The organism is Nocardioides antri, assembly GCF_008373765.1.
Taxonomy (GTDB): domain Bacteria; phylum Actinomycetota; class Actinomycetes; order Propionibacteriales; family Nocardioidaceae; genus Nocardioides; species Nocardioides antri.
The window spans coordinates 262,094-280,353 of the sequence record NZ_VUJW01000008.1 but is presented as its reverse complement, the minus strand read 5'-3'; the positions used below and the strand labels follow the sequence as shown (position 1 = coordinate 280,353).

Sequence of the window (18,260 nt, the reverse complement as noted above, 5' to 3'; positions counted from 1 at the left end):
CAGAGGCAGGAAGGTGACGGCATGCCACTGGACCACGGATACGGCGTCGCGATCGGCACGTTCGCGTCGTTCACGCGCGAGGACCCGAGCTCGTTCGGGACCTGGTACCACGGCAAGCTCCACATCGACACGCCCGCCGGGGAGTACGAGTCCGCGCTCGACGTCGACACGCCCAGCGGCGTCGGCGTCAGCTATCGCGTGGTCGACGACCTGAGGACCCAGGACATCCCGGTCCTCGCCGCGCTGTCCAGCGGGTTCACCCCGCTCGCGAGCACGCCCGCATCCGGCGCCCTCGACTACGTCCGGAGCCCGATCCTGCGCGACGGCTGGGTGGTGCGGCAGCTGCGTTGGCGGATCGGCGCCCTCAGGGCTCGTCGGCAGGACCAGCCGTGGGGACCCACGCCGCTCGACCCGGCCCTGGAGCGGCTCCGCCACTGGCTGCACCCGCGGTGGCGGTGGCGCTGGCGGTCATTCCCCTGGGTCAGCAGCGACGGCGACAACGCGCTCGACGTGCTCGAGGCGCTGCTCCCGACGGCGTCGCGCATCTACATCTTCGGCGAGCCGTTCACGACCGGCCTCGGCGTGCACAACGTGCACATGAACCAGGGCGACCCGCCCGGACCGCACCAGGACGAGAACGCGATCTGGCAGGACGGCGCGGTCATGGTCCAGCGGGCAGACGGCTCCGTCGCGATCTGGCAGGTCAAGTTCAACACCCAGTCGCTCCACACCGGGGACGACGGTCTTCCTCTCTGAGCCACGGTTGCCAGCGCACTTCGCGCGCGGGATTCTGGAGGCGGGCCGCAAGGCGGCTCGGCAGCCAACACGAAGGACCCGGTGCACCGTGTGTCGCCTGCTCGGCTTTGTCGCCCGCCGTCCGACCTCGGTGCTCGAGGTGCTCGGACAAGAGGACTTCGACGCGTTCACCGCGCTCACCGCCGTGCACGGCGACGGCTGGGGGATGGCCTGGCTGGACGCCGACTCCCCCACCATCCGCAGCGTGACCTCGGCCGAGTCGGCGATCCACGACCCGGCGTACGCCGAGCTTGCTGCGCAACGCCTCGGCCGGGCCGGCATCCTGCACCTGCGGTGGGCGACGCCGGGCCTTCCGGTGTCGCCCGAGAACACCCATCCCTTCGTCGAGGGCGGCTACGCCTTCGCGCACAACGGGCACGTCGCCCCGGTCCACAAGCTCGAGGAGATGCTCAGCCGGGAAGCCCGGGCCGCGCTGCGCGGCGACACCGACAGCGAGCGGTACTTCCGGTTCGTCCTGCAGTGCATCGCCGAGCGGGGCGATGACACAGCGGGGCTCAGCCACGCCCTCGGCGTACTGACCAGCGAATTCCCCGACGCGAGCCTGAACGCGCTGCTGATGACCCCCACGCAGATGTACGGCGTCCACATCAACAGCCAGGCGTCCGCGCCGGTCACGGGGCTGCGCAAGCTCTTCCGGTCCGAGGACGAGATCCCCTTCCGGCACACCGACGACTACTTCGCGATGGACTACCGGATCACGCTGGACGCTGCGCACGTCATCTCCAGCGGCATCGACCAGGCGGGCTGGACGCCGGTGCCCGACGACACCGCAGCGATGGTGGACCTGACCTCGCTCGATGTCACGCGCCTGGACGGGTGGGCGCCCCAGCGGACGGAGCAAGCTTCGGAGTGAGATCAACAAACTGTTGACATTGGTGACCTGCGCCACATAATCTTCCGCGATAAGTAATCCAGATTCCGCTAAGCGGAAATCTTTGCTCGCAGGCCGAAACCACCTCGCCCCGAGAAGGTGCCCCATGAAACCCTGGAAGTCCAACAGCTTGGCAACCGAAGGATCGCCGCCCCGCCGCGCCAAGCACCCCGTGGACGAGGTGCTTCCCGTCCACAAGCTGGCTGTGTACGGCGCCCAGCACGTGCTCGCGTTCTACGCCGGCGCCGTGATCGTGCCGATCCTCCTCGGGAACGCGATCGGCCTGTCCGACGAACAGCTGATCCACCTGATCAACGCCGACCTCTTCACCTGCGGCATCGCCTCGATCATCCAGAGCGTCGGCTTCTGGAAGGTCGGCGTCCGGCTGCCGCTGCTCCAGGGCGTCACCTTCACCGCGGTCTCGCCGATGATCGCGATCGGCGCAGCCGCCGGTGGCGGCACCGACGGCCTGCTCACCATCTACGGCGCGGTCATCGTCGCCGGTCTGCTGACCTTCCTGGTCGCTCCGTTCTTCAGCAAGCTGATCCGGTTCTTCCCACCGGTGGTGACCGGGTCGGTGATCACGATCATCGGCATCGCCCTGCTCCCGGTCGCCGCGATGGACGCCTCGGGAGGCGGAGCCCACCTGGATCCCACCAGCGGCAAGAACCTCGCCTATGCGATGGGCACGCTCGCCCTGATCGTCCTGATCCAGCGCGTGTTCAAGGGCTTCATGGCCACGGTCGCGGTGCTCGTCGGGCTCGTCGCCGGCACCCTGGTGGCCTGGGCCCTCGGCGACGCCCACTTCGACGCCGTCGGAGGCTCCTCCTGGGTGGGCGCGACCACGCCGTTCCACTTCGGCTGGCCGCAGTTCTCGCTGGCCGCGATCATCTCGATGAGCGTCGTCATGCTGATCACCGCGGTCGAGACCACCGGTGACGTGTTCGCGACGGGCGAGATCGTGGAGAAGCGCGTCGGCCGCGAGGACATCGCCCGCGCCCTGCGCGCCGACGGCCTCGCCACCACGATCGGCGGCGTCTTCAACTCGTTCCCCTACACCTGCTTCGCCGAGAACGTCGGACTGGTGCGGTTGACCCGGATCAAGAGCCGGTTCGTCATCGCCGCTGCCGGCGTGTTCATGATCCTCCTCGGGCTGATCCCCAAGGCGGGGGCGATCGTCGCCGGGATCCCCCACCCCGTGCTCGGCGGTGCTGCGCTGGCGATGTTCGCCACCGTCGCCGTCGTCGGGTTCCAGACGCTCTCGCGGGTGGACTTCAACGACCACCGCAACGTCGTGATCGTGGCGACCAGCGTCGGGCTGGCGATGTACGTCACCGCGCAGCCGCAGGTCGCCCAGGCGGTGCCGGACTGGGCGGAGATCATCTTCGGCAGCGGCATCACCCTGGGCAGCCTGACCGCGATCGTGCTCAACTTCGTCTTCCACCACGTCGGCAAGGACTTCGGCCCCGCGGTCGCAGGCCAGCCTGGCGACACGGTCCGCCTCGACCAGGTCAACCAGATGAGCCGCGAGCAGTTCGTGGAGACCTTCGCCGGCCTGTTCCAGGGTCCGCGCTGGGTGGTCGAGCGTGCCTACGACCAGCGCCCGTTCCGGGACACCCACCACCTGCGCCGGTCGTTCCAGGAAGCCCTGTTCAGCGCCTCCAGGGACGAGCAGCGGCAGCTCATCGAGGCCTATCCCCAGCTCGGCTCGGCGGTCGTCGCCGAGGGGCTCACGGGCGAGGAGTCGCTGCGCGACCAGTCGACCCGCGGCCTGAACCGGCTCGGGGACGTGGAGCAGGAGGAGCTCGCGGAGCTCACCGAGGCCTACCGCGACCGGTTCGGCTTCCCGCTGGTGATCTGCGTCCGCGACGCCGACTCCTTCGACAAGATCGTCCAGGAGGGGCGCTCCCGGCTGGCCAACAGCGAGCACCAGGAGCACGCGGCCTCGCTGCTGGAGATCGCCAAGATCGCCGGCCACCGCTTCGACGACTTCCTCGCCGAGGCCAACCCGATCCATTCCGCCCGGACCCGGTCGGTCGGCAAGGGCTGACGGGTCCTCCGGAGAGGAAGCTGACCACCATGGAGTCACCGAGCGTCACCGTCAACGGGAGAACCGTCCCGCTCGGCGCGGTCGCCCCCCACACCTCCGCGCTCGACTGGCTGCGGGGCGTGGGCCTCACCGGGGCCAAGGAGGGATGCGCCGAGGGCGAGTGCGGAGCCTGCTCCGTCCTCCTCGCCCGGCCGGGGATCTCGACCCCGACCGAGTGGACCCCGCTCAACGCGTGCCTGATGCCGGCAGCGTCCCTGGACGGCCAGGAGGTCGTGACCGCCGAGGGACTGGGGTCCGCCGAGGACCTGCACCCGGTGCAGCGGGAGATGGCCGTCCGGGGCGGCTCACAGTGCGGCTACTGCACGCCCGGCTTCGTGTGCAGCATGGCTGCGGAGTACTACCGCCCTGGTCGCTGCGCTCGCGGCGACCAGGGGGCCGCGGCCCGGGAGGACCATCACGACGGCGAGCACGGCCCGAACGGCTTCGACCTGCACGCCCTGAGCGGGAACCTCTGCCGCTGCACCGGCTACCGGCCGATCCGGGACGCGGCGTACGCGCTCGGCGCGCCCGACCAGGACGACCGGTACGCCGCCCGCACCCACGAGGCGCCACCTGCCCCGCGGGCCACCCGGGTGGCCCGCGAGGACGCCGAGTTCGCCCGTCCGGGCGACCTCGAGGAGACCTTCGCGCTGCTCGCGGACCGGCCGGACGCCGCCCTGGTCGCCGGCTCGACCGACTGGGGCGTCGAGGTCAACCTGCGCGGCACCCGTGCGGCGCTGACCGTCGCGATCGACCGGCTGCCCGAGCTGCGGACCTTCGAGGTCACCGACGAGCACGTCGAGATCGGCGCCGCGCTCAGCCTGACCGAGGTCGAGCGCAGGCTCGACGGCCGGGTGCCGCTCCTGGCCCAGATGTTCCCGCAGTTCGCCTCCCGCCTGATCCGCAACGGCGCCACCGTCGGCGGCAACCTCGGCACCGGCTCGCCGATCGGCGACACGCCCCCGGCCCTGCTGGCGCTGGACGCCGTGGTCGTGCTGGCCTCGGCCGACGGCGAGCGGGAGGTGCCCCTCGCGGACTACTTCACCGGCTACCGCCAGACCGTACGGCGCGCCGACGAGCTGATCCGCGCGGTCCGGCTCCCCCTCCCCCTGGCCGGGCTGACGGCCTTCCACAAGATCGCGAAGCGGCGGTTCGACGACATCTCCAGCGTCGCCGTCGGGTTCGCTCTCGACGTCGAGGACGGCGTCGTACGACGCGCGCGGATCGGGCTCGGCGGCGTCGCCGCGACGCCGATCAGGGCGCTGCGGACCGAGGAGGCGCTCACCGGGCAGCCCTGGCGTGAGGACGTCGTACGACGGGCCGCGGAGGTCCTGACTCAGGAGGGAACCCCGCTCGACGACCACCGTGCCAGCGCGGCGTACCGCTCGGCGATGCTGGGCCAGTCGCTGCTCAAGCTCCACGCGGAGAGCACCAGCCCCCAGGAGGTGCCGGCATGAGCGCACTGTCCGAACGTCCCACCAACCCGGTCGTCGGGCTGGCGATCCCCCACGAGAGCGCGGCGGGCCACGTCACCGGCGAGGCGCTCTACACCGACGACCTGGTCCTGCGCACGAGCCACGTGCTGCACGCCTACCCGGTCCAGGCGCCGCACGCCCACGCCCGCATCACCGCGCTGCGCACCGACCCCGCCTACGAGGTGCCCGGCGTCGTCCGGGTGCTCACGGCGGCCGACGTGCCCGGCGTGAACGACGCCGGCGTCAAGCACGACGAGCCCCTCTTCCCCGACGAGGTCATGTTCCACGGCCACGCCGTGTGCTGGGTGCTGGCCGAGACCCTCGAGGCAGCCCGGCTCGGCGCGGCTGCCGTCGATGTCGACTACGAGCCGCTGCCGTCGCTGGTGACCGTCCGCGAGGCGATCGAGGCCGAGAGCTTCCAGGGCGGACAGCCGCACCTGGAGCGCGGCGACGTCGGGTCGGCGTTCGACGAGGCCGAGCACGTGTTCAGCGGTGAGCTCGAGTTCTCCGGTCAGGAGCACTTCTACCTCGAGACCCACTGCTCGCTGGCGCAGGTCGACGAGAACGGCCAGGTCTTCGTGCAGAGCAGCACCCAGCACCCCAGCGAGACCCAGGAGATCGTCGCCCATGTCCTCGGCCTGCACAGTCACGAGGTGACGGTGCAGTGCCTGCGGATGGGCGGTGCCTTCGGCGGCAAGGAGATGCAGCCGCACGGGTACGCCGCCATCGCCGCGCTCGGGGCGACCCTCACCGGTCGCCCGGTCCGGCTCCGGCTGAATCGCACCCAGGACATGACGATGTCGGGCAAGCGCCACGGCTTCCACGCCCGCTGGCGGGTCGGCTTCGACGCCGGCGGACGGCTGCAGGCGCTGGACGCCACCCTCACCTCCGACGGCGGCTGGAGCCTCGACCTCTCCGAGCCGGTGCTGGCCCGGGCGCTGTGCCACATCGACAACGCCTACTGGATCCCGAACGTGCGCGTGAACGGTCGGGTGGCCAAGACCCACAAGACGTCGCAGACCGCGTTCCGAGGCTTCGGCGGACCGCAGGGGATGCTCGTGATCGAGGACATCCTCGGTCGGTGCGCCCCGTTGCTCGGCGTCGAGCCCGACGAGCTGCGGAGCCGCAATCTCTACCAGGCCGGCCAGGCGACGCCGTACGGACAGCCGGTCGGCCACCCGGAGCGGCTGCACGCGGCATGGGACCAGGTGCGCGCGTCCGGTGACTTCGCCGCGCGCACCGCGGACATCGCCCGCTTCAACGCCGCGCACCCGCACACGAAGCGGGGGCTGGCGATCACGCCGGTCAAGTTCGGCATCTCGTTCAACCTCACGGCCTTCAACCAGGCCGGCGCTCTCGTCCACGTCTACAAGGACGGGTCGGTGCTGATCAACCACGGTGGCACCGAGATGGGGCAGGGCCTCCACACCAAGATGATCCAGGTGGCCGCCACCGCGCTCGGCGTGCCGCTGGAGAAGGTGCGGCTGGCTCCGACCCGGACCGACAAGGTGCCCAACACCTCGGCCACTGCGGCCAGCTCGGGCGCGGACCTGAACGGCGCCGCGATCAAGAACGCCTGCGAGCAGATCCGGGAACGGCTGGCTCAGGTCGCGGCGACCCGGCTCGGCGTGAGCCCCGCCGACGTGCGGTTCGACGACGGCGAGGTCCACGCGGTCGCGTTCTCCGGAGAGCGGGTGTCGTGGGAGGAGATCGTCCACGCGGCGTACTTCCAGCGGGTGCAGCTCTTCGCCGCCGGCTTCTACCGCACCGAAGGTCTGCACTGGGACTCCGCGGTGATGCGAGGCGAGCCGTTCAAGTACTTCGCGTACGGCGTCGCCGCCAGCGAGGTCGAGGTCGACGGCTTCACCGGCGCCTACACGCTGCGCCGGGTCGACATCGTGCACGACGTCGGCGACAGCCTGTCCCCGCTGGTCGACATCGGCCAGGTCGAGGGCGGGTTCGTGCAGGGCGCCGGGTGGCTCACCCTGGAGGACCTCCGCTGGGACGAGAGCGACGGACCCGGACGCGGCCGGCTGCTCACGCAGGCCGCGAGCACCTACAAGCTGCCGAGCCTCTCGGAGATGCCGGCGGAGTTCAACGTCGCCCTGCTGCAGCACGCTCCCGAGGAGGGCGCGGTCTACGGGTCCAAAGCGGTCGGTGAGCCGCCCCTGATGCTGGCCTTCTCCGTGCGGGAGGCACTGCGCCAGGCCGCGGCGGCCTTCGGTCCCGCCGGGACCAGCGTCGACCTCGCGTCGCCGGCCACTCCGGAGGCCGTCTGGTGGGCCGTCCAACAGGCACGCCGGAGCGGCGAGCACGGCCACGTGGCCGAGGGGTCGCCGGGCGTCGTGCCGGACCAGCCGGGGGTCGACGCACACGAGTACGAGCCCGAGTCCGAGCGCGTGCAGCACCAGCTGAGCAGGACGTGACCAGGAGTTGAGATCGCCATGGAGTGGATGAAGGCGGTCCGCCGCCTCCGCGAGACCCGCCGGCCCGGTGTGCTGGTGACGGTGGCGACGGTGCGCGGCCATGCGCCCCGAGAGGCCGGGGCCAAGATGGTCGTCGGACGCGAACGCAGCTGGGGCACGGTCGGCGGCGGCAACCTCGAGGCGGTGGCCGAGGAGCGGGCCCGGGCCATGCTCGAGGACCCCACCTCGACAGCCGAGCTCGTCACCCTGTCGCTGTCGGACAAGGTCCCCTACCAGCACGGCGTCCAGTGCTGCGGCGGCGAGGTGACGCTCCTGCTAGAGCCGCTGCCGGTCGTGCCCGCCGTCGCGGTCTTCGGGATGGGCCACGTCGGGCTGGAGCTCGCGCGCATCCTGGCGCGCCACGACCTCGAGCTGCACCTGGTCGACTCCCGGGCCGACCAGCTGACCCGGGAGCGGCTGACGGTCCTCGACGACGCTGTCGCCGCGGTGCATGCGCACCAGGTGCCGGTGCTGCCCGAGCTCGTCATCGCCGAGCTGCCGCCGGGCACCCACGTGCTGGTCATGACCCACGACCACGCCGAGGACGCTGCGCTGTGCGACGCCGCGCTCCGCGCCACCCACCTGGGCTCCATCGGGCTGATCGGCTCCACGGCGAAGTGGACGCGGTTCCGCAAGAAGCTCGCCGCGGAGGGCCACTCCCCCGACGCCATCGCCCGGATCACCACCCCCATCGGCCTGCCCGACCTCGGCGGCAAGGAGCCGGCGACGATCGCGGTCAGCGTGGCAGCCGCGCTCCTCCAGCAGTTCCAGGCCGAGCAGACCGGCCCGGCCGGGCGCGCCGGACGGACCGAGACCCCTAGCACAGCGGAGAGCACCCGATGACCATCTACCGCGGCACCGTCCTCGACACCCCGGACGACCCGTTCGCAGGCGGCGCGCTCCGCGCCGACGCCGACGCCGGCCTGCTCGTCCGGGACGGGACGATCGCCGAGCGGGGACCGTTCGCCGCCGTCCGCGCTGCTCAGCCCGACGATGACGTCGTGGACCTGCGTGGCGGACTGCTGCTTCCGGGGTTCGTTGACACCCACGTGCACTTCCCCCAGGTGCGCGCGATCGGTGGCCTCGGCCTGCCGCTGCTGGACTGGCTGGAGCGCTGCGCGCTCCCCGAGGAGGCCAGGCTCGCCGACCCGACGTACGCATCGACGGTCGCGCGCGAGTTCCTCAGCGGACTCGTGCAGGCCGGGACGACGACTGCCCTCGTGTTCGGCTCCCACTTCGCGGCAGCCGTCGACCTGCTCTTCACCGAGGCTCAGCGCGTCGGCCTGCGGGTCACCAGTGGTCTGGTCGTCAGCGACCGCCTGCTGCGTGACGAACTGCTGACCACGCCCGAGCGGGCGTACGACGAGGGCCTCGCGCTCGCCGAGCGGTGGCATGGCGTGGGGCGGAACCGCTATGCCGTCACCCCGCGGTTCTCGCTGTCCTGCGGCAACGACCTGCTCGACTCCTGCCGCTCGCTGCTGGGCGAGGTCGAGGGCGCCTACTTCACCTCGCACATCAACGAGAACGACCGCGAGATCGCCACCGTCGCGGAGCTGTTCGGCGTCGACACCTACCTCGAGACCTACGACAGCCACGGGCTCGTCGGACCGCGCAGCGTGCTGGCGCACGACGTGCACCCCACGGACGCGGAGCTCAAGGTCATGGCCGAGCGCGGGGCCAGCGTCGCGCACTGCCCGACGAGCAACGCCTCCCTCGGCAGTGGGCTGTTCCCGCTGGACCGCCACCTGGCGTACGACGTCCACGTCGCGCTCGGGTCCGACGTCGGCGGGGGCACCGGCTTCTCGCTGCTCAAGGAGGGGCTGCAGGCCTACTTCATGCAGCGGCTGCTCGGCGAGCGGGGCTATCCGCTGGCGCCCGTCCACCTGCTGCACCTCGCGACCTCGGCCGGCGCCCGGGCGCTCGGGCTCTCCTCCGAGGTCGGCGACCTCGGCGTCGGCAAGCGGTTCGACGCCCAGTGGCTGCGTCCGCGATCCGGGTCGACGCTCGACGTCGCCCTGCGGCACGCCGCCGACCCCGAGGACGCCCTCGCCAAGGCATTCACCCTCGGCACCACCGGTGACGTCGACACCGTGTGGATCGACGGCGAGGTCGTCGCCCCCTAGCCCGCGTCACCGTCCCGTCCCCCTACGGAGAGGAGCATCCACGCGGTCCCGGTCCCGCACCTCGCGGGACCACCAGCGTCCGACGTTCTGCTGTGCCCGCGTCGGAACGCTTCCGGTCACCGACCGGCAGGCGATGCACAGCCAACTTCGAGAAATCGAGACCGTCATGCCTACACCTCCTTGCACCGACCCCGTCGTCCTCAACCTCTGGCACCCGCTCTCCGCCGTCGCGGAAACCGCGGCCGGACAGGACCACACCACCACCCTGCTCGAGGAGCAGATCGGCTACGCCTGGAGCCCCGACGCCGGAGCACGTGCCTGGCGCACCGGGGCCACGCAGCACCAGCTACCGACCCTCGTGCGCTACGGCTACATCTGGACGTCGCTCGGCACACCACCGAAGGACCTCTTCAGCATCCCGGAGTACGACGAGCCCGACCGCCGCAACATGAACGCCAGCACGATCGGCGTCCACGTCTCGGCGCCCCGGGCGATCGAGAACTTCCTCGACATGGCGCACTTCCCGTTCGTCCACACCGACGTCCTCGGCTCCGAGCCGCACACCGAGGTGGTGGAGTACGACGTCGACGTCTCGGCCGAGCGGGACGAGGTGCTGGCGACCCGGTGCCGCATGTTCCAGCCGAAGGCCTCGGCCTCGTCCTCGGCCGGCGCCGAGGTCGAATACGTCTACCGGGTCCCGCACCCCTACTGCTCGATCCTCTACAAGACCAGCGGCGACGACCCCGGCCGGAAGGACGTGATCGCCGTCTTCCTGCAGCCCGTCGACCAGGAGCACGTCCGCGCCCACCTGCTCCTCTCGGTGCTCGACGACGCGCACGAGGACAAGGAGATCCGCAACTTCCAGCAGTCGATCTTCGGCCAGGACAAGCCGATCCTGGAGAACCAGTTCCCCAAGCGCCTGCCCCTCGACCCGCGATCGGAGACGCCGATCCGGGCCGACAAGTCCGCCGTCGCCTACCGCCGCTGGTTGAGCGGCAAGGGGATCACCTACGGCGTGATCCCGGCGGGGAGGTGAGCGAGATGACCAGGACCCAGCCCGGCCTTCCCGGCCGCGCATGGCACCCCGTCGCCTCGTCCGCTGACGTGGTCCTCCGGCACGTCTTCCAAGGTCGACTGCTCGGGCGTGAGCTCGCGGTCTGGCGGGCGGACGACGGCTACGTCAACGTGTGGGAGAACCGCTGTCTCCACCGCGGCGTCCGGCTCTCGATCGCGGTCAACGACGGGCGCGAGCTCAAGTGCCAGTACCACGGGTGGCGTTACTCCAACCGCACCGCGGAGTGCACCTACATCCCGGCACATCCCGCCGACGCGCCGGCTCGGACCATCTGCAACCGGACCTTCCCCGTGGTCGAGCGGCACGGCCTCGTCTGGACGACGCTGGAGCACGACCGTCCGGAGGACCTGCCGGTCCTGCCCGAGCGCGGGAGCCAGCTCCCGCTGCGCGCGGTCACGGTGGCGGCGCCGGCGGCCGACGTCGTGGGCGCGCTCCGTTCGTACGACGCCGACGACGACCTACGACTGGCCTCCGAGTCGGACCTGCTGCTGCGCTTCGACGGCGCGAGCGGTCCCGGCCTGACGTTGCTGGTGCAGCCGTCGGACGCCACCACGTGCGTCGTCCGCGGCGTGCTCCACGGCGTCGACGAGGCCGATCCGGACGTTTCCCGGCTCACCCTGCTGCGCCTCCACAACCGGGCCCTGAACCGGCTCCGGGCGCGGGTGGAGTCCGAGGTCGGGCCCCTCGAACCCGGGAACGACGAGCCGGAGCTCGAGCTCGTCCCCGAGGAGCTCGCGGAGCTGCCGCCGGCGACCCGACCGGGACGGTCCGCGAGCCTGCGCGTCCGAGTCGAGCGCAAGTGGTCGGCTGGAGTCGACGTGGCCGGCTTCGCGCTCGCGCCGCTCACCGGGCACCTGCCGGTCGCGCAGCCGGGAGCGCACGTCGACGTACACCTCCCGAACGGCTGCGTGCGGCAGTACTCCGTGGTCAACGCTCCGGGTGAGGACGACCGCTACGTGCTGGGCGTGAAACGGGAACCGGAGTCACGAGGCGGGTCCGCCTGCCTCCACGACACGGTCCGGGAGGGCGACGTCCTGGCCCTCTCCGAGCCGCGGAACAACTTCCCGCTGCGGCGGGACGCCGAGCACACCCTGCTCGTCGCGGGCGGGATCGGCGTGACGCCACTCCTGGCGATGGCGCAGACCCTGGCGCACCACGGCCTCGACCACGAGCTGCACTACTTCGCGCAGACCGAGGACCACCTGGCCTTCCACGACCGGCTCGCCGCCCTCGGCGACTCGGTCCGCCGCCACTGCGGGCTGGACGTCGCGGCGACAACAGCGCGGCTCCGGGAGATCCTGGCCGGCCACGCGCCCGGACGGCAGGTGTACCTCTGCGGCCCCGGCCCCATGATCGAGGCGGCTCGGGAGATCGCAGCGGAATGTGGCTGGCCGGTCGAGAAGGTGCACTTCGAGTACTTCCAGAACGGGCAGGAGATCGACAAGGACTCCAGCTTCGAGGTCGACCTCGCGCGCTCGTGCCTGACCGTCCAGGTGCCGCCCGGGCAGACGATCCTGGAGGCCGTGCGTGAGGCCGGGGTCACGATGCCGTCGTCCTGCGAGCAAGGAGCGTGCGGCACCTGTATCGCCCGGGTGATCGAGGGCGAGCCGGTCCATCAAGACGTCTACCTGAACGAGGCGGAGAAGGCATCCGGTGAGGCGATCATGACCTGCGTCTCCCGCTCCGCCTCCCCACGACTCGTCCTGGACCTCTAGGAGGTAGCGATGATCACGCTGTTCGACTACGAGCTGTCGTCCGACTGCTACCAGGCCCGCCTGGCGCTGGCCGTGCTCGGTCTGCACTACTCCCGGGTCGATGTCGAGTTCTACCCGGGGCGGGAGCACGAGACGGAGTGGTTCACCGAGCTGAGCCCGCTACAGCAGCTACCGGTGCTGCGCGACGAGCACACCACGCTGTACGACGCGCAGGCGATCCTCGTCTACCTGGCTGCCCGCCACGACGCCACCGGGACCTGGCTCCCCCGGCGGGACCCGGTGCTCGTCGGTGAAGTCACCCAGTGGCTCGGGCTCTCCCGCGCACTGGCCTCCTCGGCCGGTGCGGCGCGCCTGCACGAGAGCCTCGGCCACGTCACCGACGTCACCGCCGCCAGGGCTCGGGCACACACGCTGCTCAGGACCCTCGACGAGCACCTGTGGTTCGGTGAGCAGGAGGGTCGTAGCTGGCTGTGCGCCGCGGACCACCCCACCATCGCCGACCTCGCCGTGTTCCCCGACGTCGCGCTCAGCGAGGAAGGAGGCGTGTCCCGGATCGACTACCCGGCGGTGCGGCGCTGGACCGACCGGGTCAAGCGGATCGACGGCTTCGTGCCGAGGTCAGGCCTCTTCCCGGGCGGTTCGGCCGCCGCGCCTTGGCCGCGGTAACGGGCGGGTTCAGAGAGTCGCAAGGTAGAACGACAGGGCGAACCCGGCTGTGGTGCTGAGTGCGACCGTCGGTCCGCCCTCTTCGTAGGCCTCGGGCATGAGGGTGTCGGCCAAGGAGGCAAGCACTGCGCCGGCCGCGAACGCTAGCGGGAGGGACAACGTCTCCGCTTCGGCATCTGAGAGGGGCCCTGCGCCGATCAGGACCGCGAGCGTGAGAAGGATGGCGCACACGGTCCATGTTCCGACATCAGGATCGAGCTTCTCGCTGCCGTCCTACTCGCCCCCGGCTCCTTGGGCGACTCGGTCGAGGAAATAGCTGATGAGCGTGAACAGCGCTGCGCCGCCAACGAGTCCCAGAGCGGCTCGCCACAGGCCGCCTTGCTCATAGGAATCCTCGAAGAACTCGAAAGCCAACGCTGTGATGAGAGCGCCCGACGCGAACGCGAGCATCGCCGCCAACACCCTCTTCGGCAGTTCCACTCGTCCGCCCGCGAACGCTCCCAACACCAGCGCACGCGACGCGACCAGACCAAAAAGCACGGCTTGAGTCATACGCCTGCTGCTATCCACCCTCTCCTCCCCCATGACGACGCCAGACCGACCAATCGCACCGAAGCCGCTGCGCCCTGGCCCGTCCGGGTCCCGTCCGCCGTTCCTTGACACCGAAGATCGATGCGGTCACATTGTTTCTCAATAAGCCCGCGTCGAAGGTCAGGAAGGCTCATGCGCCAGAACCGCAGCTTCATGACGGCCAGCTGGATCGCGTTGGCGGCGGCGGCCATCACGACGTTGGGGGCGCTGCTGATAGCCGCCCTCGGCGTCGCCGGGCTGGCCGGCTGGAGCGACCACAGCCATCGGATCAGCCTGGTGCCCGGCACCCACCTGGTGGACCTGAGCTACCAGCCCTCGTGGGAGGTCCGTGCGTACACCGAGGTCTGCCCCCGTATCGACCTCCGCCATCCCCGGCGCGACTGCGAGAACGTCATCCTCCGCGATGCGGACGGCCCCCGCGAGGACCCACCCTTCCTGCTCCCGGACGACGACATCCGAGCGGTATCGGCCCATCTCGAGGGTCGCCTGTTCTTCGACGCCGACCCGGGGTGGAACCCCCTCATCGCGTCCCTGTACGCAATGACGGTGCTCAGCCTGCTGGTCCTTGCCTTCATGCTGTCGCAGCTGTGGCTGCTGCTGCGCGCCGTCTCCCGCGACGCACCGTTCACCGACCAGGTCGTGCGACGACTGCGCGTCATCGGCGTCACCCTGATCGCCTGGGAGCTGCTGGAGCCCTTCCTGTGGCTGTTCCTCAGCCCCAAGGCCTGGGACTACGGCTTCGTCCGCGCCGGCGCGCAGGGGGTGGGCCTGGAGCTGGGGTCGATGGAGCCGGGCGGACCGCAGCTCACGCGGATGGCGTTCGGGGCCCTGTTGCTGCTGCTGGCGCAGGTCTTCCGGCGCGGCGTACGCCTGGAAGACGATCAGAGGCTCACGGTCTGATGGCGATCGACATCCGCCTCGACCATGTCCTGCTCGACCGCCGGATGACCCTCACCGAGCTGGCTGATCGCGTCGGCATCACCATCGCCAACCTCTCGATCCTCAAGACCGGCAAGGCGCGGGCGATCCGTCTCTCGACCCTCGATGCGATCTGCCGAGAGCTCGACTGCCAACCCGGCGACCTGCTGACCCACGTCCCGGACGACGTGTCGGGGCACGCGCGTCCCACCCGTCGGTGAGCTCGGTGGCCCGGCGTCAGCGAACCGTTCGCTCGCGTCGGCCCACCATCTCCACCACCGCCGGCGCCGCGAGCTCGATGCAGAGCAGCAGGTCGTGGAAGCGATGGGGTCGGCCCATGGTCGCGCGGGTCGCCAGCCGTCCCATGCCCCCGAGTGCCATGAGCCCGGCGAGGAGGCGCATCCGGCCGAGGTCTGGCTCGGGACCCGCCGCCGCGTCGAGCCAGCCCAGGCCGTAGCCGGCGAAGACCGGACCCATGAAGCGGACGTGGGAGTCCGTCGTCGCGTCGCCGGTCATGCCGGGCTCGCCGCGCACCCCGCCCACGAGCTCGACACCGCCGATCGCGATGCAGGTCCATCCGGTCACGCGTCCCAAGGTCGTCAGTGCGGACATGAGGGCATCCTGGCATTCGGTCGGCCAAGGCGCGGTCAGCTGCTCGGCGAGGCCGCCTTCTCCGATGCTTCGGCGCGGCCCAGCAGGAGTGCTCGCTCGCTCGCGTTGCGGGTCAACGCCGCTGCCTCGCGGAAGGATGCGGCCGCTGCGCCATGGCGACCGGCACGGGCGAGCAGGTCGGCGCGCACGCTCGGGAGCAGGTGCGAGCCGGCGAGCGCCCCCTCGGGCAGGCGATCGAGCACGGCCAGGCCGGCCTTCGGGCCGGACGCCCGCCCGTGCGCCACAGCGCGGTTGACCTCGACCACCGGCCCTGGCGCGGCCTCGGCGAGCACGTCGTACAGGTTGGCGATGGCGCGCCAGTTCGTCTCCTCGGGCGTGGCGGCGCGCGCGTGGCAGGACGCGATCGCGGCCTGCAGGTAGTACCGGCCGACCGGCGTCCCGCTCGCGGCGAGCCGCTCGGCCCGCTCCAGGGCGGCCAGACCCCGGCGGACCAACAACGCATCCCAGAGACCCCGGTCCTGGTCCTCGAGCAGCACCGGGCGACCCTCGGCGTCGACCCGGGCGGGGCCGCGGGAGGCCTGCAGCTCCAGCAGCGCCTGCAGGCCGTGCACCTCCGGCTCGTCCGGCATCAGCTCGGCCAGCATCCTGGCCAGCCTGATCGCCTCGTTGGTCAGCTCGGGGCGCATCCAGTCGTCGCCCGCGGTCGCCGTGTAGCCCTCGTTGAAGATCAGGTAGATCACGGCCATCACGTCTTCGAGCCGGGCGGAGCGCTCCTCGCCGACCGGCAGCTCGAACTCCGCGCGGACCTCGCTGAGCGTCTTCTTCGCCCGGGAGATCCGCTGGCCCATCGCGCTCTCGGCGGCCAGGAAGCCGCGGGCGATCTCCGCAGTCGTCAGCCCACCGACAAGGCGCAGCGTCAGCGCGGCCCTGGACTCCGGGGTCAGCTGCGGGTGGCAGGACAGGAAGATCAGTCGGAGGACGTCGTCGTCGATGAAGTCCACCTGCGAGGTGAGGTCCGGCATCCCGTCCTCCTCACTCAGGGCGTGACCGAGCTCCTCGGTCTTGCGGCGCAGGGTCTCGGCCCGCCGGAACGTGTCGACGGCGCGGCGCTTGGCGGTGGTCATCAACCACGCCCCCGGGTTGGCCGGGATGCCGTGGGTCGGCCACTGCTCGAGCGCGCTGACCAGCGCGTCCTGGGCCAGGTCCTCGGCCAGGTCGAGGTCCCGGGTCATCCGGGTCAGGGCGCCGATCAGCCGCGCGGACTCCTCACGCCAGGCGGCGCTGATGGTCTCCGCGGTGGTCTCCCCAGTGGTCGGGGCCGGGCGTGGGGCCATGCGGCCAGCCTAGGGACTCCTCCCCCGGCCGGCCGCACGGCCAGCAGCGCAGGTTCCTCAGGCGTCGGACGGCTCCGGCGCCTCGTCCGAGATCTGGCGCAGGGTCGCGACCATCTCGCACTCCGGCCAGTACTTGGCGTGTAGCTCAGCGAACTCCTGCTGCCCGGCGATCGCTTCCTCCAGGCTGTCGTACTGCATGATCGCCCAGCCACCGACGACCTCCTTGGCCTCGGCGTACGGGCCGTCCACCCGGGTCGTCTCGCCCTTGCGGACCACGAAGTTGACTGCGTCCTCGGTGCCGTAGAGGCCGCCGCCGTCGAGGAAGTGGCCGGCTCCGGCCTGCTCCCCGATGTACTTGTCCATCGCGTCGAACAGCGCCTGCGGCGGCGCGCCGATGCCCTCTTCCATCCTCACGAAACCCATGAAACGCGGCATTGCTCGCTCCTCAACCCTTGGTGTCCACCGCTCGTCGGTGGCCGACTCGCACGTACGTCGAACGGCATCCTGCGCCTTCGACATCGCCCACGAAGATATTTTCGCCGGCGTGTGTGGACTCGATCAGGCGGCGGCAGGCTCGTGCAGCAGCGTTGGTTCCTGCGCCAGCTCGAGGCATCGTGCGAACGCGTCGGCGACGTAGGTGGGAGCGTTCAGCCCCGCCCCCTGGGCCCACATCAGCCGGCTTCGGACCGCGCCACGGACCGGGCGAACTCGTCGATCTCGCCGCGTCGGCGGATGTCGAACGCAAGCATCATCTCGCCGACCTGACGCAGCTCCTGCGGCGAGTTGGCTCCGACAGGGGCGAACGAGATCGACCGCAGCCGGCGGGTCAGCCACTGCTGCCACGGAGTCAGGCGCGCCCACAGCTCGCGGGCGGACATCTGGTAGTACGCATAGTGGCCCGGCTCCTGCCGACGGATGGGTGCCACGGCGGTGACCGCGATCGCGTCCTCTCCCATGGAGAGCAGGCCCTCGTAGAGGTGCTGATAGGCGAGCACTGCAGAACGTTCAGTGGTCATGCCGGTCAGGTAGTAGAGCATCCGGACGACGTCCTGGATCGCTGCCAGGTGGGCGATGCCGCCGAGCACCCGTAGCTTCAGCGGGACCGTCGAGACGTTCGGAGCGGACTTGGGCAGACCGAGCTCGGCCTGCAGCTGGTCCAGGATCAGCCCGTGCTGGAGCTCCTGGGGGCCCCACACCTGCCGGTAGAAGTACTGGTCGAGCTCCGGCGGCTCCGGCATGAGGACGTCGAGCTCCCGCACGTTGCGCTCGACTTCGAGCTCCGCGCGCGCCATGTAGTCCAGCACGCGGCCGTAGCGTCCGATGACCTCCTGCGGCCGGCGGACCGTGAAGTCCACCGACGTCACGTCCAGCGGCGGGTGTTCCTGCTCGAGTCGCGCGACATGGCGCTCCAGGCGTGACAACGAAGACTTCGGCTGGGCGGCGACCGGGCTCATACCCTCTGTTCGTCGCCGCGCGGTCCCTGGATTGGCGGCCAGCTCTCGCGGCGCGT

At 71.0% G+C, this 18,260-nt stretch carries 17 protein-coding genes; 12 read left to right on the top strand and 5 right to left on the bottom strand.

Translation table 11 applies throughout. From position 1 onward, the window contains the following. Positions 1-21 precede the first annotated feature (21 nt). The 10 genes from F0U47_RS14510 to F0U47_RS14465 all read left to right on the top strand — a co-directional run bounded on the left by F0U47_RS14510 (position 22) and on the right by F0U47_RS14465 (position 13,295). Positions 22-756 (top strand): DUF2278 family protein, encoded by a 735-nt coding sequence (locus F0U47_RS14510; protein ID WP_149751177.1) that lies wholly within the window; start codon positions 22-24, stop codon positions 754-756. 88 nt (positions 757-844) lie between these two features. Next, positions 845-1,669, top strand: a complete 825-nt coding sequence (locus F0U47_RS14505; protein WP_188111362.1) for a class II glutamine amidotransferase — start codon at positions 845-847, stop codon at positions 1,667-1,669. 124 nt (positions 1,670-1,793) lie between these two features. Next, positions 1,794-3,737 (top strand): 2-oxo-4-hydroxy-4-carboxy-5-ureidoimidazoline decarboxylase, encoded by a 1,944-nt coding sequence (uraD, locus tag F0U47_RS14500; protein WP_149751175.1) that lies wholly within the window; start codon positions 1,794-1,796, stop codon positions 3,735-3,737. A 29-nt stretch (positions 3,738-3,766) separates the two neighbouring features. Beyond that, positions 3,767-5,233: a xanthine dehydrogenase small subunit gene (locus tag F0U47_RS14495; RefSeq protein WP_149751174.1), complete on the top strand. Its 1,467-nt coding sequence runs from the start codon at positions 3,767-3,769 to the stop codon at positions 5,231-5,233. After that, entirely contained in the window at positions 5,230-7,677 is a 2,448-nt protein-coding gene (gene xdhB, locus F0U47_RS14490; protein WP_149751173.1) for a xanthine dehydrogenase molybdopterin binding subunit, read from the top strand. The genes F0U47_RS14495 and xdhB overlap by 4 nt, the downstream gene beginning before the upstream one ends. Positions 7,678-7,695: 18 nt before the next feature. Continuing rightward, positions 7,696-8,559, top strand: a complete 864-nt coding sequence (gene xdhC, locus F0U47_RS14485) for a xanthine dehydrogenase accessory protein XdhC (RefSeq protein WP_149751172.1) — start codon at positions 7,696-7,698, stop codon at positions 8,557-8,559. Continuing rightward, positions 8,556-9,839: a guanine deaminase gene (gene guaD, locus F0U47_RS14480; RefSeq protein WP_149751171.1), complete on the top strand. Its 1,284-nt coding sequence runs from the start codon at positions 8,556-8,558 to the stop codon at positions 9,837-9,839. The genes xdhC and guaD overlap by 4 nt, the downstream gene beginning before the upstream one ends. Before the next feature lie 166 nt (positions 9,840-10,005). Next, positions 10,006-10,875: an aromatic ring-hydroxylating oxygenase subunit alpha gene (locus tag F0U47_RS14475; RefSeq protein ID WP_149751170.1), complete on the top strand. Its 870-nt coding sequence runs from the start codon at positions 10,006-10,008 to the stop codon at positions 10,873-10,875. Positions 10,876-10,880: 5 nt separating this feature from the next. After that, complete coding sequence (locus F0U47_RS14470) at positions 10,881-12,629, top strand: Rieske 2Fe-2S domain-containing protein (protein WP_149751169.1); 1,749 nt, start codon at positions 10,881-10,883, stop codon at positions 12,627-12,629. A 9-nt stretch (positions 12,630-12,638) separates the two neighbouring features. Continuing rightward, positions 12,639-13,295, top strand: coding sequence for a glutathione S-transferase family protein (locus tag F0U47_RS14465; RefSeq protein WP_149751168.1), 657 nt, complete (start codon positions 12,639-12,641; stop codon positions 13,293-13,295). A gap of 273 nt (positions 13,296-13,568) precedes the next feature. Here the strand turns inward: F0U47_RS14465 and F0U47_RS21625 are convergent, their stop codons facing one another. Next, complete coding sequence (locus tag F0U47_RS21625) at positions 13,569-13,847, bottom strand: ZIP family metal transporter (protein WP_223162780.1); 279 nt, start codon at positions 13,845-13,847, stop codon at positions 13,569-13,571. A 171-nt stretch (positions 13,848-14,018) separates the two neighbouring features. Between F0U47_RS21625 and F0U47_RS14455 the strand changes: the two genes are divergently transcribed. Continuing rightward, entirely contained in the window at positions 14,019-14,786 is a 768-nt protein-coding gene (locus tag F0U47_RS14455; protein ID WP_149751167.1) for a DUF2975 domain-containing protein, read from the top strand. Then, positions 14,786-15,025 (top strand): helix-turn-helix domain-containing protein, encoded by a 240-nt coding sequence (locus F0U47_RS14450; protein ID WP_149751166.1) that lies wholly within the window; start codon positions 14,786-14,788, stop codon positions 15,023-15,025. Before F0U47_RS14455 ends, F0U47_RS14450 begins: the two co-directional genes overlap by 1 nt. A gap of 16 nt (positions 15,026-15,041) precedes the next feature. Here F0U47_RS14450 and F0U47_RS14445 read toward each other — a convergent pair whose 3' ends face one another. The 4 genes from F0U47_RS14445 to F0U47_RS14430 form a co-directional block, all read right to left on the bottom strand. Further along, positions 15,042-15,416 carry a DUF4345 domain-containing protein gene (locus F0U47_RS14445; protein WP_149751165.1) on the bottom strand — a complete coding sequence of 125 codons (375 nt, stop codon included), beginning with the start codon at positions 15,414-15,416 and terminating at the stop codon, positions 15,042-15,044. A 35-nt stretch (positions 15,417-15,451) separates the two neighbouring features. Beyond that, entirely contained in the window at positions 15,452-16,750 is a 1,299-nt protein-coding gene (locus F0U47_RS14440) for an RNA polymerase sigma factor (RefSeq protein WP_149751164.1), read from the bottom strand. Positions 16,751-16,807: 57 nt separating this feature from the next. Further along, on the bottom strand, positions 16,808-17,158 hold the full coding sequence (locus F0U47_RS14435; protein ID WP_246159639.1) for a YciI family protein: 351 nt from the start codon (positions 17,156-17,158) through the stop codon (positions 16,808-16,810). A gap of 263 nt (positions 17,159-17,421) precedes the next feature. Continuing rightward, entirely contained in the window at positions 17,422-18,204 is a 783-nt protein-coding gene (locus F0U47_RS14430) for a GTP-binding protein LepA (RefSeq protein WP_246159634.1), read from the bottom strand. Positions 18,205-18,260 lie beyond the last annotated feature (56 nt).